This window comes from Variovorax sp. RKNM96, assembly GCF_017161115.1.
GTDB lineage: Bacteria > Pseudomonadota > Gammaproteobacteria > Burkholderiales > Burkholderiaceae_C > Variovorax.
The window spans coordinates 931594-945488 of the sequence record NZ_CP046508.1 but is presented as its reverse complement, the minus strand read 5'-3'; the positions used below and the strand labels follow the sequence as shown (position 1 = coordinate 945488).

The window sequence follows — 13895 nt, the reverse complement described above, 5'->3', positions numbered from 1 at the left end:
ACTGCGGGGGCTTCGATGGCCCCGCCGAAGCCCCGCTTGCGGGGCTTTTTCTTTGCCGCTTGCGCACTTTCAACTGCAACGAAAATGGCGGGCGAAATCCTTGGTTTGCGAAGTGCGGGATGCCCCGTGGCAGAGGCCCAGAACACGCCTTCGATTTCATGCCGCCGACGCGAAATGCTCTGGCAGACTGGTTTTCACCGCGCGTTTTCTCGCGCTTCAAGGAAGCCAATTCATGCCTCTCTCTTCGCGTTGGAAAGCCGATCTTTCCTCGTTCCTTCTCGCGGGATTCGCCCTCTTGATGACCACCAGCATCGCTCCGACCGCAGCGCACGCCGCCGACGCCAACACGGTGCACACGCTCATCATCGACACCGACCCGGGCGCCGACGACGTGATCGCGCTGCTGTTCGCCATGGCATCGCCCGAGACGCTCAAGATCCAGGCGCTGACCACGGTAGCCGGCAACGTGCCGCTCGCGAAAACCTCGCGCAACGCACGCCTGGCACGCGAATGGGCCAAGCGCCCGGATATTCCGGTCTACGCCGGCGCGCCGCGCCCCCTACTGCGCACGCCGATCTACGCGGCCGATGTGCATGGCAGCGAAGGCATCACGGGCGTGAAGGTGTTCGAGCCGAAGCAGCCGCTGGCCGATGGCAATGCCGTCGACTACCTGATCCGCACGCTGCGTGCCGCGCCCGAGAAGAGTGTGACGCTCGCGATGCTCGGGCCCGAGACCAACCTCGCGCTGGCACTCACGCAAGCCCCGGACATCGTGCGCGGCCTGCGCGAGCTGGTGCTCATGGGCGGCGCGCACTTCAACGGCGGGAACATCACACCGACGGCAGAGTTCAACGTGTTCGCCGATCCGCACGCGGCCGAGATCGTGCTCAAGAGCGGCGTGCCCATCACCATGCTGCCGCTGGATGTGACGCACAAGATCCTCACGAGCCCCGAGCGCATCGCGAAGCTGCGCGGCCTCGGCAACCAGGCGGGCAAGACGGTGGCCGACATCCTCGATGCCTATGTGCAGCACGACATGCAGTACTACGGCCTGCCCGGCGGGCCGGTGCACGACGCCACGGTCATCGCCTACCTGCTGCAGCCCTCGCTCTTCAAGGGCAAGCAAGTGAACGTGGAAGTCGACAGCCGCGAGGGCATCGGCTTCGGCCAGACGGTGACCGACTGGTACGGTGGCTTGAAGCGCCCGGCCAACGTGAACTGGATCGCCGAGGGCGATGCGCAGGGCTTCTTCGATCTGCTGACGCAGCGCATCTCGCGGCTGCCTTGAGCCGTGCGCGCGAGAGGTGCATCGGCGCGAAACGACGCAGGCGTTGGCTACCATCGCGTGATGCCAATCTCGAACACGACGGATCGATCTGCCTTCTTCAACTGGATCTCAGCGGGCATGTTGATGAGCGGGCTCGCGCTACCGCTCATCGCGAAGGCGATTGGACCGGGTTTCTGGTCGCTCCCTCCCTACTCTCTCTCGCTGCTCTGCTGGCTCGTGCTGCCCTTCTGGTATCCCTATTCAGTGATGAAAACAGGGGTCCTGGGCGCCCGGTACAAGGTTTTCAGACGGCAGGAGCCGTACAGATTCTGGCTGGGGCTGGCGACCTATGAAGTGCTGCTACTTACCTTGAGCACGGCGTTCGCGCTGCCCGTATATGCCAGCCTTGTGAAGAGCCAGATGCCGCAATAGGGCGGTACTCGCTCGATCCAGCGAAATACTGTCAGCCCGGAATGTTCGGCTCCACCAATTGCGCCAGCGAGACCAGCGACTCCTGCCACCCCAGGTAGCACATCTCGGCCGGAATCACTTCGGGAATGCCTTCCTGCACGATCGAGACATCGGTACCGCAGGACACCTCGGTCAGGACCACGGTCGTCTTCATCGTGCCCGGAAGGTTCGGGTCGTCGAAGGCGGCGTCGTAGGCGATGCGCTTGCCGGGAACGAGCTCGAGGTACTTGCCGCCGAACGAATGGCTGTTGCCCGTGCCGAAATTGGTGAAGGACATGCGCCACGCGCCGCCCACTACGGGCTCCATCGCGTGGACCTTGCCGACGAAGCCGAAGGGTGGCAGCCAGCGTTCGAAGGCGCCGGACTGGACGAATGCGCGGTAGACCTTGTCCGGCGAGGTGCGCATGACGCGGTGAAGACGGACGGTGTTGGTAGCCATGATTGATTGCTCCTGAAGAAGAACCGAGGACGACCCTCGATAGCACGTCGGATGAGGCGGGTAGAGATCGACAGGCAAAAGATCAGGGGAAACCCGCAGTCACGATGGCCGGTGTCTGCGGTGCGTCCTAGGCCTTGATTCCACGAAATGCAATGACGCGGCGCCAGGATTTCCTGTGTTCCAGCATCGAATGAATCCCGTCCGTCGCAAAAACGGTTCCAAGAATGATCGGCTCCGAACATGCCGCCTTGACGATGACATCCTGGGCAAAAGCCGCGACAAGAAACTCGGGGCGAACGCAGTTCTGCCCTTGCTCCGGGAAGTCGACGAGGCGGCTGAACCTGAAGTCGTCCGGTATCGGGAGCCGTGCCTTGGGAAACCAGTCTTCATCGGCTGCGACGATGTGCCACGGTCCGATGGACAAGGACTCGACGCTGGCTGCACCCAGAGCCCGCGCGCCATCGATCAACTGCTTGACGATGCTTTGTGCGGTGACTTCGCCTCGGTCGAAGAACATCGTCGGATGAGCGCGAGCCCATTCGGTTGCCGGGGCTGTGAGGACGGTAATGCTCATTGCTTGCGGACTCCAACAAGGTTCTCGAAAAAGTCATTGCTGTTCGACACCGACCTGTAGCGGCGGCTCCTTGTAGAGCCTAAGGAACTTGAACATCTTCGGCCATTCATGCCGCAGCTTGAAGACTATCGCGACCTCCCGGTTGTCCGGAATGTCGAAGTGGACCATCCTTTTCCACATAAAAAAGGGCCACGCCGTCGCCAGCATGGCCCCTGTATCGCTTGAGCGCAGCCGATCAGTGCTGCAGGATCTTGTTGAGGAAGTCCTTGGTGCGCGGCTGACGGTTCTCGGGGTGATTGAAGAACTCGTCCTTCGGGCAGTCTTCCAGGATCTTGCCGCCGACGTCGATGAAGATCACGCGGCTCGCGACCTTGCGGGCGAAGGCCATTTCGTGCGTGACCACCATCATGGTCATGCCTTCCTTGGCCAGGGCCACCATCACGTCGAGCACTTCGCCGACCATCTCGGGGTCCAGCGCCGAGGTGGGTTCGTCGAACAGCATCACGATCGGGTCCATCGACAGCGCGCGGGCGATCGCCACGCGCTGCTGCTGGCCGCCCGAGAGCTGGCCCGGGAACTTGTCCTTGTGCGCCATCAGGCCCACGCGGTCGAGCATCTTGAGGCCCCGGGTCTTGGCTTCGTCGGGCGAGCGGCCCAGCACCTTGATCTGCGCGATCGTGAGGTTCTCGGTCACCGACAGGTGCGGGAACAGCTCGAAGTGCTGGAACACCATGCCGACCTTGGAGCGCAGCTTGGGCAGGTTGGTCTTGGGGTCGTGCAGCGGGATGCCGTTGACGGTGATCTCGCCCTTCTGGAAGGGCTCGAGCGCATTCACGGTCTTGATGAGCGTGGACTTGCCGGAACCCGACGGGCCGCACACCACCACCACATCGCCCTTGGAGATGTTCACCGAGCAGTCGTTGAGCACCTGCACCGGGCCATACCACTTGGAGACGTTCTTGATTTCAATCATTTTTTCGGACATTTCTTTCTCTCCGGTTCAGCCACTCAGCGAATGATGGCGATCTTCTTGTGCAGGCGCTTGACCAGCCAAGAAAGGGCGTAACACATGACGAAGTACACGACGGCTGCGAGCAGGTACGCCTCGATCGGGCGGCCGAAGTTCTTGCCCGCCGTCTCGAAGCCCTTGAGCATGTCGTAGGCACCGATGGCGTAGACCAGCGAGGTGTCCTGGAACAGGATGATGGTCTGCGTGAGCAGCACCGGCAGCATGTTGCGGAACGCCTGCGGCAGCACCACGAGGCGCATGTTCTGGCCGTAGGTCATGCCCACCGCCTGGCCCGCATTCACCTGGCCGCGCGGGATCGACTGGATGCCCGCACGCATGATCTCGCTGAAGTACGCCGCCTCGAACGCGACGAAGGTGATCACAGCCGAGATTTCGGAGCGGTAGTTCGAACCGAGCGAGCCGAACAGCGAGTAGAACGATGCCGGCACGAGCAGGAAGAACCACAGGATCACCATCACCAGCGGAATGCTGCGCATGCCGTTGACGTAGATGGCGGCGGGCGTGTCCAGCCACTTCTTGCCCGACAGCCGCATGAGCGCGAGGATGGTGCCGAAGATCACGCCGCCGATGGTGGCCACCACCGTCAGCATGATGCTGAAGTAGAAGCCCTTGACGACGAAGTTGCTGATGACGTCCCAGTTGTAGAACGACAGGTCGAGATTCATCATGTCAGTGGCCTCCGCCGCCGGCGCTGGCCGAAACGATGAAGCCCGGCACGCGGGTCTTCTTCTCGATGAACGCCATGAGCCGGTTGATCGCCAGGGCCGACACCACGTAGCACGCCGTCACCGCGAGGTAGACCTCGATGCCGCGCGAGGTTTCTTCCTGCGCCTGCATGGCGAACATGGTGAGCTCGGTGACCGACACGGCGAACGCAACGGACGAGTTCTTGAAGATGTTCATCGTCTCGCTCGTGAGCGGCGGGATGATGATGCGGTAGGCCATCGGCAGGATCACGTAGCGGTAGTACTGCGTGGTGGTGAAGCCCACCGCCATGCCCGCGTAGCGCTGGCCCTTGGGCAGCGCCTGGATGCCCGAGCGCACCTGCTCGGCAATGCGCGCCGAGGTGAAGAAGCCCAGCGCCAGCACCACAAGGATGAAGCTCGGCACGCCCTTCATCACCGGGATCAGCGCCGGAATGACGTGGTACCAGAGGAAGATCTGCACCAGCAGCGGGATGTTGCGAAAGAGCTCCACCCATGCATTGCCGAAACGCACCAGCCACGGGCTGTCGGGCAGCGTGCGGATGATGCCGATCAGCGAGCCCAGCACAAGCGCCACGACCAGCGCCAGCAGTGCCACTGACACCGTCCAGCCCCAGGCCGAAAGCATCCACTGCCAGTAGGTCGGATAGTCCCCACCCGGGTCCTGCAGGAACACCTGCCAATCCCAGTTTCCCATTTCTTACTCCTTCACCGTCTTCGACAAAACCGTCCCTTGAAAAGAAACGCCCACCGCGAAAGGTGGGCGTCATTCACGCAGCGACGCGCGCTTATTCCTTGGTGACGTACTCTTCCGCGGGCTTGTCGTTCGGGTTGGCCCAGGCGTTCTTGGTGGCTTCGCCCAACGGCAGGTTGATCACGACGTTTGCCGGGGGAATCGGCTTCAGGAACCACTTGTCATAGAGCTTGGCCAGCTCGCCCGACTTGGCCTGTGCCTTGATGCTGTCGTCCACGGCCTTCTTGAAGGCGGGGTCGTCCTTGCGGATCATGATGCCGATGGGTTCCACGGCCAGCACGTCGTTCAGGATCTTGTAGTCCTTGGGCGACTTCGACTTGGCGGCCAGGGCGGCCAGGATCGAGCCGTCCATCACGAACGCGTCGGCACGGCCGGTTTCCAGCAGCAGGAAGCTGTCGGAGTGGTCCTTGCCGTAGACCTCCTTGAAGGTCAGGTTCTCGGCGCGCTTTTGCTTGCGCACGGTCTGCAGCGGCGTGGTGCCGGTGGTGGTGGCAACCGTCTTGTCCTTCAGGTCGGCCAGCGAGTTGATGCCCGAGTTGGCCTTGACGACGATCTTGGTTTCTTCGACGTAGGTGGTCACGCCGAAGGCCACGTCCTTCTGGCGGGTGGCGTTGTTGGTGGTCGAGCCGCACTCGATGTCCACGGTGCCGTTCTGCACGAGGGGAATGCGGTTCTGCGAGGTCACGGGCTGGTACTTGACTTCGAGCTTCTTGCCAGCGGCCTTCTCGAGGTCCTTGATGATGTTGGCGCAGACGTCGTAGTGGAAGCCGGTGTATTGGCCGTTGCCCAGCGTGTACGACAGGCCCGACGATTCACGCACGCCTTCGGTGATGGTGCCCGAGGCCTTGATCTTGGCCAGGGTGTCATTGGCCTGAGCGAAGACGCCGCTGGTGGCGAGCGCCGCGATTGCCAATGCCATTGCTTGTTTTTTCATACAGAAAACTCCTGAGGGTGACTGAAACAGATACAACTAAATTCTAGACATACATATTTTGCGTGATACCCGGACCAACCCGGTGCATCCGGGGGGCATCCCGCCGTGCATTGCTGCACCGGCCGCGCGCATCGCAGCGCCAGCCTGGTGCGATCCTGCCTCCTGGCATTGTCCGACTTTCACTAAGCAGCCTTTGTGCCCGACGGCTCGGCAGCCGGGGGAACCGGTGCGGCAGACAGGCGCACCGGCTGGGTCAGGTTCTCGGGCACGAGCAGCGCCTCCATCTCGGCGCGCGTCATGATTCCCAACGACTCGGCCACCAAGTCGATGGGCCCGCCCGTGGCGAGCGCGGTCTTGGCGATGAGCGCGGCCTTCTCGTAGCCGATCAGCGGGTTGAGCGCGGTGACCAGCGTGACCGACTCGCGCACCCGCTTGGCCAGGAACTCGCGGTTGGCCTCGATGCCGGCCACGCAGTTGAGCTGCAGCGTGTTGCAGGCGTTGCCCAGGTGCTTGATGCTCTTGAACAGGCTCCAGCCCATGATCGGCTCGAAGGCGTTGAGCTGCAGCTGGCCGGCCTCGGACGCCATGGTCACGGTGATGTCGTTGCCGATGACCTCGAAGGCCACCTGGTTCATGACCTCCGGGATCACCGGATTGACTTTGCCCGGCATGATCGACGAGCCCGCCTGCCGCGCAGGCAACCGGATTTCGCCAAAGCCGGCCTGCGGACCGCTGGAAAGCAGGCGCAGGTCGTTGCAGGTCTTGCTGAGCTTGGTGGCCACGCGCTTGAGCACGCCCGAGAGCTGCACGAAGGCGCCCGTGTCCTGCGTGGCCTCGATGAGGTTCGCTGCCTGCTTGAGCGGCACGCCGGTCTGCTCGGCCAGGTACTGGCAGGCGAGGTTGGCGTAGCCGTGCGGTGCGTTGATGCCGGTGCCGATGGCGGTGGCGCCGAGGTTGATTTCCTCGATCAACGCGCGCGCCTCGCCCAGGCGCGCCTCGTCCTCGCCGATCATGATCGCGTAGGTCAGGAACTCCTGGCCCAGCGTCATCGGCACCGCGTCCTGCAGCTGGGTGCGGCCGATCTTGAGGATGTCCTTGAACTCGAGCGCCTTGGCCTCGAAGCTGCGGCGCAGCGCGGCCATGGCTTCGAGCAGCTTGCCGATCGCGAACCACAGCGCCAGGCGCACCGCCGTGGGGTACACGTCGTTGGTGCTCTGCGAGGCGTTGACGTGGTCGTTGGGGTGCAGCACGTCGTAGCGCGCCTTCTCGTGGCCGAGCTTTTCGAGCGCGAGGTTGCAGATGACCTCGTTCGCGTTCATGTTGGTCGAGGTGCCGGCGCCGCCCTGGATCACGTCGACCACGAACTCGTCGAGCAGCTTGCCCTCGATGATGTCCTCGCAGGCCAGGATGATCGCGGCGGCGCGGTCGCGGTCGATAGCGCCCAGGTCGGCATTGGCGCGGGTGGCGGCCTTCTTCACGAAGGCCAGCGCGCGCACCAGGTCGGGCATGGCCGAGATGCGGGTGCCGGAGATCGCGAAGTTCTCGACGGCACGTGCCGTGTGCACGCCCCAGTAGGCGGCGGCGGGAATCTGCTTCTCGCCGAGGAAGTCGTGTTCGGTCCTGAAATTGGAGCTCATACAGGTTCCTCGGCTAAAAAAAAGCACGCGGATGGCGTGCCTCGAATGATGCCGCGATTGCGGCTGAAGAAAAACTGCCGCGACTGTAGTACCGGCGTGCTCATGGCGCCAATGCTGAATGCGGGAGGCCTCATGCGCGGCGCTTATAGATTGTGCAGCGCACAAAAACCGGCGTCAGCGGGCGTCCGGCTGGGTGCCGACGAGGTAAGACCAGAGCGCGTCGGCCGTGCGTTTGGGCTGGATGCCCTCGGGCACCGCCGCGACCTTGGCGGACCGCCCGGTGCCGGTCTTCACCGGTGCCGGGGCGCTCGGCTTCTCGCGGTAGGCGCGGATTTCCATCGTCGCCTCCAGGCTGTCGATCTCGGGCGGCAGCGCGCTCACGAGCTTGCGGGCCTTGATTTCCTTGCGCACCGCGCTCTGCGGCAGGAAGGCGATGCCGTGGCCTTCGAGCGCCATGACCTTCAGGCCCTCGGCCATGTCGGTTTCGTAGACGCGGTCGAGATGGATGGCCGTGCCCGACTCCTTGAGCAGCTGGTCGACCACGCGGCCCAGGTAGGCACCGGGCGCATACCCCAGGTAGGGCAGCGGCTGGCCCGGGCGGCCCGGCAGCCGGTAGCGCGGCGCGCCGTCGGCATCGGCCTTGACCCACGGGGCCACGGTTTCCTCGCCCAGGCTGACCATCTCGTACTTGTTGTTGTCCAGCTGCAGCGGCTGCGAGGGGTGGTGGTAGGCGATCAGCAGGTCGCAGCTGCCCTCGACCAGCCGCAGCACCGCATCGTGCACGTTGAGCGCGATGAGCCGGCTCTTGATCGGCCCGAAGTGCTCGCGAAGGCTCGTCACCCACGAAGGGAAGAAGGTGAAGGCCAGCGTGTGCGGCACGGCGATCTCGATCACGTCCTGTCCGGCGGCCGAATGGCCGCGCAGCATGGCCCGGGTGCTCTGCAGCGACTGCAGCATCTCGATGGCCTGGCTGTAGAGCGTCTGGCCCGCGGGCGTGAGGCGCGTGGGGTAGGAGCTGCGATCGACGAGGTCGGTGCCGGCCCAGCCTTCGAGCGCCTGGATGCGGCGGGAGAACGCGGGCTGCGTCACATGCCTCAACTGGGCCGAGCGGCTGAAGCTGCGGGTCTCCGCCAAACTGATGAAGTCTTCAAGCCACTTTGTTTCCATACGCGGCGATTATGCGAGCGCCGCGCCATACTGGGCGCCCCCTCCTTTTCCCGCATCCGCCATGCCTTCAGACGACCTGCTCGCCCTCAGCGCCACCGAACTCTCGCGCCGCATCGCGGCCCGCGAGGTGTCCTGCCATGAATTGATGCAGGCCTCGCTGGCCCGCATCGAGGCGCTGAACCCGCGCTTCAATGCCATCGTCTCGCTGCGTGAGCCCGAGCAACTGCTGGCTGAAGCGGGCGAGCGCGATGCCGAGCTGGCGCGCGGCGAACGGCGCGGCTGGATGCACGGTTTTCCGTTCGCGGTGAAGGACCTGAGCCATGCCGCCGGGCTGCCGACCTCGATGGGCTCGCCCCTGTCGCCGCGCTCGCCTTCCCGCATCGACAGCCTTCACGTTGCACGTGCGCGTGCGGCCGGCGCCCTCGTCATCGGCAAGACCAACACGCCCGAGTTCGGCCTCGGCTCGCACACCTACAACACCGTGTTCGGCATCACCCGCAACGCCTACGCGCCCGAGCGCAGCGCGGGCGGCAGCAGTGGCGGCGCAGCCGTGGCGCTGGCCCTGGGCATGCTGCCGGTGGCCGATGGCAGCGACATGATGGGATCGCTGCGCAACCCCGCCGCCTTCAACAACGTGATCGGCATGCGGCCCTCGCGCGGGCGCGTGCCCGGCGACCCGGAGCAGGAGCTGTTCTTCCAGCAACTGAGCATCGAAGGCCCGATGGCCCGCACGGTGGAAGACGCGGCGCGGCTGCTCGCGGTGCAGTCGGGCTTCGACGGGCGCCTGCCGCTGTCGTCGCCACACGCCCTGCCCTCGCCCGATGAACTCTCGCTCGATGGCGACGGCAAGGGCCTCCGCATCGGCTGGCTCGGCAGCATATGGCCCGATCTGCCGCTTGCACCCGGCGTCCGCGAGCTTGGCGAGAAGGCGCTCGACACCTTCCGCACCATCGGCTGCGAGGTCGAGCCCTGCACGCTCGACGTGCCGCGCGAGCACAACTGGAGCGCGTGGCTGCGGCTGCGGCAGTTGCTGGTCGGCGGCAAGCTCGGGTCGTACCTGAGCGACCCCAAGCTGTTCGCGCAGCTCAAGCCCGAGGCGCAATGGGAAATCGAGCAGAGCCAGCACCTGGATGCGGCCTCGCTGTACCAGGCCTCGATCTACCGCTCCAACGTGTACCGCGCGTTCCTCAAGCTCTTCGAGCGCTTCGATTTCGTCGTGGCGCCGACCGCACAGGTCTTTCCGTTCGATGCGCAACTGCACTGGCCCGATTCGGTGGGCGGCGTGAAGAGCGACACGTACCACCGCTGGATGGAGATCGTCACGCCGTTCACGCTGGCGGGGCTGCCGACGCTGAACGTGCGCGCCGGCTTCGGCGAAGGCGGCCTGCCGATGGGCCTGCAGCTCGCCGGGCCGATCCACTCCGACCTCGACGTGCTGCGGCTCGGCCATGCCTATGACCGGGCCTGCGGATGGGGCGCCCACCGCCCCTCGGCTCTGGATTGACTCCCTCCCCTTCCGGGGGATGGTTGGGGTGGGGGCAAGCGGCGCATCCATCGGGCGCTGCCTGCATCGCAAGCGCCGTCCGCCCCCATCCCAACCTTCCCCCCGGAAGGGGAAGGGGCAAGACCTTCAGATTGGCGTGAGGACGCCGCGCCCCGCAAAGTGCCCCTGAGCATTCGCAAGGAAGTGGTCCACCGACTTCTGCGTCGCCTCGGGCGACCAGCCGGCCATGTGCGGCGTCAACAGGATGTTGTCCAGGCCGATGAGTTGCTCGGGTCGCTTGGGTTCGCTTTCGTACACATCGAGCCCCGCGCCCGCGATGCGGTTCTCGCGCAGCGCAGCCGCCAGCGCCTCGGTATCAACCACGCTGCCGCGGCCGATGCTCACCAGATACCCCTGCGGCCCCAGTGCATCGAGCACTTCGGCATTGACCAGGTGCTTCGTCGCCGGTCCGCCCGGCGCGGCAAGGATCAGGAAATCCGCCCAGCCCGCGAGCGACTTCAGGTCGTCGAAGTAGCGGTGCGTCGCGCCTTCGCGCGGCTTCCTGTTGTGATAGCCGATCTCCATGTCGAACGCGGCGGCGCGCTTGGCGATCTTCTGGCCGATGGTGCCGAGCCCCAGGATGCCGAGCTTCTTGCCTGACACGTTCGGCGGCTGCGGGATGGACTCGCGCCACACGCCTTCGCGGCACAGCCGGTCGAGCTTGCGGAATTCGCGCACGATGCCGATCAGCAGACCGAAGGCGTGGTCGGCCACGCAGTCGTCGTTGGTGCCCGCGCCGTTGGCGGTCACGATGCCGCGGGCGCGCGTCACTTCGAGCGGCACGCCTTCATAGCCCGCGCCCAGGCAGCAGATCAGCTCGACGGCCGGCATGGCCGCGATTTCCTCGGGGGTGATGCCGATCACGCCGATGGTCAGCACCGCGCGGAATGTCTTGCCATGCTCGGCCACCGCGGCGGCCCGCGCGGCGGGATCGAAGGCGTAGGTCACGTCGTAGACCTCGGCAATCTGGGCCTGGTGGGCGCTCGAGAGGCTGTTGAGCACCAGCAGGGGAATCTTGGTCGACACGTCTGAACTCCTGGATCGAGAGGGAAAGGGTTGAATGATCGGGCTAGAGCAGCGGTGCGGCTTCGCTCTTCTGCAAAGCCCACATCTGGGCGTAGCGGCCCTGCTTCGCGAGCAGCTCGGCGTGCGTGCCGCGCTCGACGATCACGCCCGCTTCCAGCACCAGGATCTCGTGCGCATCGACCACCGTCGACAGGCGGTGCGCGATGACCAGCGTGGTCTTGTCCTGCGCGGCGCTCTTGAGCTCCGACTGGATGGCGCGTTCGTTGGCCGAGTCGAGCGCCGAGGTGGCCTCGTCGAAGATCACGATCGGCGGGTTTTTCAGCAGCGTGCGCGCGATGGCCACGCGCTGCTTCTCCCCGCCCGAGAGCTTCAGGCCGCGCTCGCCCACGGTCGTCTCGTAGCCCGCGGGCGTGGCCGAGATGAAGTCGTGGATGCGCGCGGCCCGCGCCGCGCCTTCCACTTCTTCGCGCGTTGCTCCGGGGCGGCCGTACGCGATGTTGTATTCGACCGTGTCGTTGAACAGCACCGTGTCCTGCGGCACGATGCCGATCGCCCGGCGCACGCTCGACTGGGTGACCTCGCGGATGTCCTCGCCGCCGATGGTGATGCGACCCTGCTGCACGTCGTAGAAGCGGTAGAGCAGCCGCGCCAGCGTGGACTTGCCCGAACCCGAAGGCCCGACCACCGCCACCGTCTTGCCGGCCGGGATCTCGAAGCTCACATGCTTGAGGATCGGCCGCGCAGGCTCGTAGGCAAAGCTCACGTCCTCGAAGCGGATGGTGGAGTCGGCGCCGGCCAGGGGCTGCGCCGTGGGCGCATCGCGCACCTCGCGCTCCTTCTCCATCAGCACGAACATCTTGTCCAGGTCGGTCAGGCTTTGCTTGATCTCGCGGTAGATCACGCCCAGGAAGTTGAGCGGAATGTAGAGCTGGATCATGAAGGCGTTGACCATCACCAGGTCGCCCAGCGTCATGCGCCCTTCGACCACGCCCGAGGTGGCACGCCACAGCATCAGCACCAGGCTCACGGCAATCAGCAACTGCTGCCCGGTGTTGAGCATGCTCAGCGTGCGCTGGCTCTTGATGGCCGCCTTGCGGTAGCGGTCGAGGCTCGCGTCGTAGCGCTTGGCCTCGAACTCCTCGTTGTTGAAGTACTTGACGGTTTCGTAGTTCAGGAGCGAGTCGACCGCGCGACTCTGGGCCGTGGAGTCGAGTTCGTTCATGGTCTTGCGGAACTGGGTGCGCCACTCGGTCACCGTCACCGTGAAGGTGATGTAGAGCACCAGCGCTACGCCGGTGATCCAGACGAACAGCGAGTCGAACTTCACGCCCAGGATCGTGAGCACCAGCACCAGCTCGATGATGGTCGGCACGATGCTGTAGAGCGACATCGAGATGAGCGAGTGCACGCCGCGCGTGCCGCGCTCGATGTCGCGCGTCATGCCGCCGGTCTGGCGCTCCAGGTGGAAGCGCAGGCTCAGCGAATGCAGGTGGCCGAACACCTCCAGCGCGATCTGCCGGGCCGTGCCCTCGGTGGCCTTGGCGAAGATCAGCTCGCGCAGCTCGCCGAACAATGCGGTCGAGAAGCGCAGCAGCCCGTAGGCCAGCAGCAGCCCGATCGGCACGATCAAGAGCGCCTGCGCCATGTCGGGCTTGGGCGTCATCGTGTCGATGAGGTTCTTCAGCAGCACCGGCACGCCCACGTTGGCCACCTTGGCGCCCACCATGAACGCGAGCGCGGCCATCACGCGCCACTTGTACTGCCAGAGGTAGGGAAAGAGCCGGCGCAGCGTCGCCCAGTCGGAACGGTCGCTTTTCGCCGGCGGGTGGCCGGAGACGGTATGGGAAGGAGGAAGGGCTTCGCCGCTGCGGCGCATGAGGGACAATCGTGGTTGTTGTTTGTTGCCAGATTGTGCCCATGTCAGATACTTCCAGTGCTGCCGCCGCAGCGACCCTCAAAAGCCTGCCCACCGACATGGAGCTGGTGCTCAAGGTCATCCCGATGCCGGCCGATTGCAACGCCAATGGCGACATCTTCGGCGGCTGGGTCATGGCGCAGTGCGACCTGGCCGGCTCGGTGATCCCGGCGCGCTATGCCAAGGGCCGGCAGGCCACGGTGGCGGTCAACGAGTTCATCTTCAAGCAGCCGGTGCGGCTGGGCGACATCCTCTCGTTCTATTCGAAGCTGGTGCGCATCGGGCGCACCTCGGTCACGGTGACGGTCGAGGTGTTCGCCGAACGCTTCCGGGCGCAGGGCGAATACATCAAGGTGACGCAGGCCACGTTCACCTACGTGGCCATCGACGACAACGGCCGGCCCCGGCCGATCGAGCAGCAGCCCTGAACGGGC

14 protein-coding genes are annotated in these 13895 nt (G+C 65.0%); 4 read left to right on the top strand and 10 right to left on the bottom strand.

Going from position 1 to position 13895, the window contains the following annotated elements; all coding sequences use genetic code 11:
- The first annotated feature begins 232 nt into the window (after positions 1-232).
- Positions 233-1288 carry a nucleoside hydrolase gene (locus GNX71_RS04265; RefSeq protein ID WP_241027156.1) on the top strand — a complete coding sequence of 352 codons (1056 nt, stop codon included), beginning with the start codon at positions 233-235 and terminating at the stop codon, positions 1286-1288.
- A 60-nt stretch (positions 1289-1348) separates the two neighbouring features.
- Complete coding sequence (locus tag GNX71_RS04260; protein ID WP_206177168.1) at positions 1349-1699, top strand: hypothetical protein; 351 nt, start codon at positions 1349-1351, stop codon at positions 1697-1699.
- 31 nt (positions 1700-1730) lie between these two features.
- On the opposite strand, the gene GNX71_RS04255 is transcribed toward GNX71_RS04260, so the two are convergent.
- The 8 genes from GNX71_RS04255 to GNX71_RS04220 all read right to left on the bottom strand — a co-directional run bounded on the left by GNX71_RS04255 (position 1731) and on the right by GNX71_RS04220 (position 8977).
- Positions 1731-2177, bottom strand: a complete 447-nt coding sequence (locus GNX71_RS04255) for an SRPBCC family protein (protein ID WP_206177167.1) — start codon at positions 2175-2177, stop codon at positions 1731-1733.
- Between the two features lie 127 nt (positions 2178-2304).
- Positions 2305-2751 (bottom strand): hypothetical protein, encoded by a 447-nt coding sequence (locus GNX71_RS04250; RefSeq protein ID WP_206177166.1) that lies wholly within the window; start codon positions 2749-2751, stop codon positions 2305-2307.
- A 235-nt stretch (positions 2752-2986) separates the two neighbouring features.
- Positions 2987-3724 carry an amino acid ABC transporter ATP-binding protein gene (locus tag GNX71_RS04245; RefSeq protein WP_206179340.1) on the bottom strand — a complete coding sequence of 246 codons (738 nt, stop codon included), beginning with the start codon at positions 3722-3724 and terminating at the stop codon, positions 2987-2989.
- Between the two features lie 35 nt (positions 3725-3759).
- Entirely contained in the window at positions 3760-4449 is a 690-nt protein-coding gene (locus GNX71_RS04240) for an amino acid ABC transporter permease (protein ID WP_198786293.1), read from the bottom strand.
- Position 4450: 1 nt separating this feature from the next.
- Complete coding sequence (locus tag GNX71_RS04235; RefSeq protein WP_093441603.1) at positions 4451-5182, bottom strand: amino acid ABC transporter permease; 732 nt, start codon at positions 5180-5182, stop codon at positions 4451-4453.
- Positions 5183-5273: 91 nt separating this feature from the next.
- On the bottom strand, positions 5274-6173 hold the full coding sequence (locus tag GNX71_RS04230) for an amino acid ABC transporter substrate-binding protein (RefSeq protein ID WP_206177165.1): 900 nt from the start codon (positions 6171-6173) through the stop codon (positions 5274-5276).
- Positions 6174-6355: 182 nt separating this feature from the next.
- Positions 6356-7810, bottom strand: coding sequence for an aspartate ammonia-lyase (locus GNX71_RS04225; protein WP_206177164.1), 1455 nt, complete (start codon positions 7808-7810; stop codon positions 6356-6358).
- Between the two features lie 174 nt (positions 7811-7984).
- Positions 7985-8977, bottom strand: a complete 993-nt coding sequence (locus tag GNX71_RS04220; protein ID WP_206177163.1) for a LysR substrate-binding domain-containing protein — start codon at positions 8975-8977, stop codon at positions 7985-7987.
- A 61-nt stretch (positions 8978-9038) separates the two neighbouring features.
- Here GNX71_RS04220 and GNX71_RS04215 point away from each other — a divergent pair, with 61 nt between their 5' ends.
- Complete coding sequence (locus tag GNX71_RS04215) at positions 9039-10481, top strand: amidase (protein ID WP_206177162.1); 1443 nt, start codon at positions 9039-9041, stop codon at positions 10479-10481.
- Positions 10482-10607: 126 nt separating this feature from the next.
- On the opposite strand, the gene GNX71_RS04210 is transcribed toward GNX71_RS04215, so the two are convergent.
- A complete protein-coding gene (locus GNX71_RS04210; RefSeq protein ID WP_206177161.1) occupies positions 10608-11546 on the bottom strand; it encodes a 2-hydroxyacid dehydrogenase in 939 nt (312 codons plus the stop codon).
- Between the two features lie 43 nt (positions 11547-11589).
- Entirely contained in the window at positions 11590-13422 is a 1833-nt protein-coding gene (locus tag GNX71_RS04205) for an ABC transporter ATP-binding protein/permease (RefSeq protein WP_206179339.1), read from the bottom strand.
- Positions 13423-13463: 41 nt separating this feature from the next.
- Between GNX71_RS04205 and GNX71_RS04200 the strand changes: the two genes are divergently transcribed.
- On the top strand, positions 13464-13889 hold the full coding sequence (locus GNX71_RS04200; RefSeq protein WP_081268377.1) for an acyl-CoA thioesterase: 426 nt from the start codon (positions 13464-13466) through the stop codon (positions 13887-13889).
- Positions 13890-13895 lie beyond the last annotated feature (6 nt).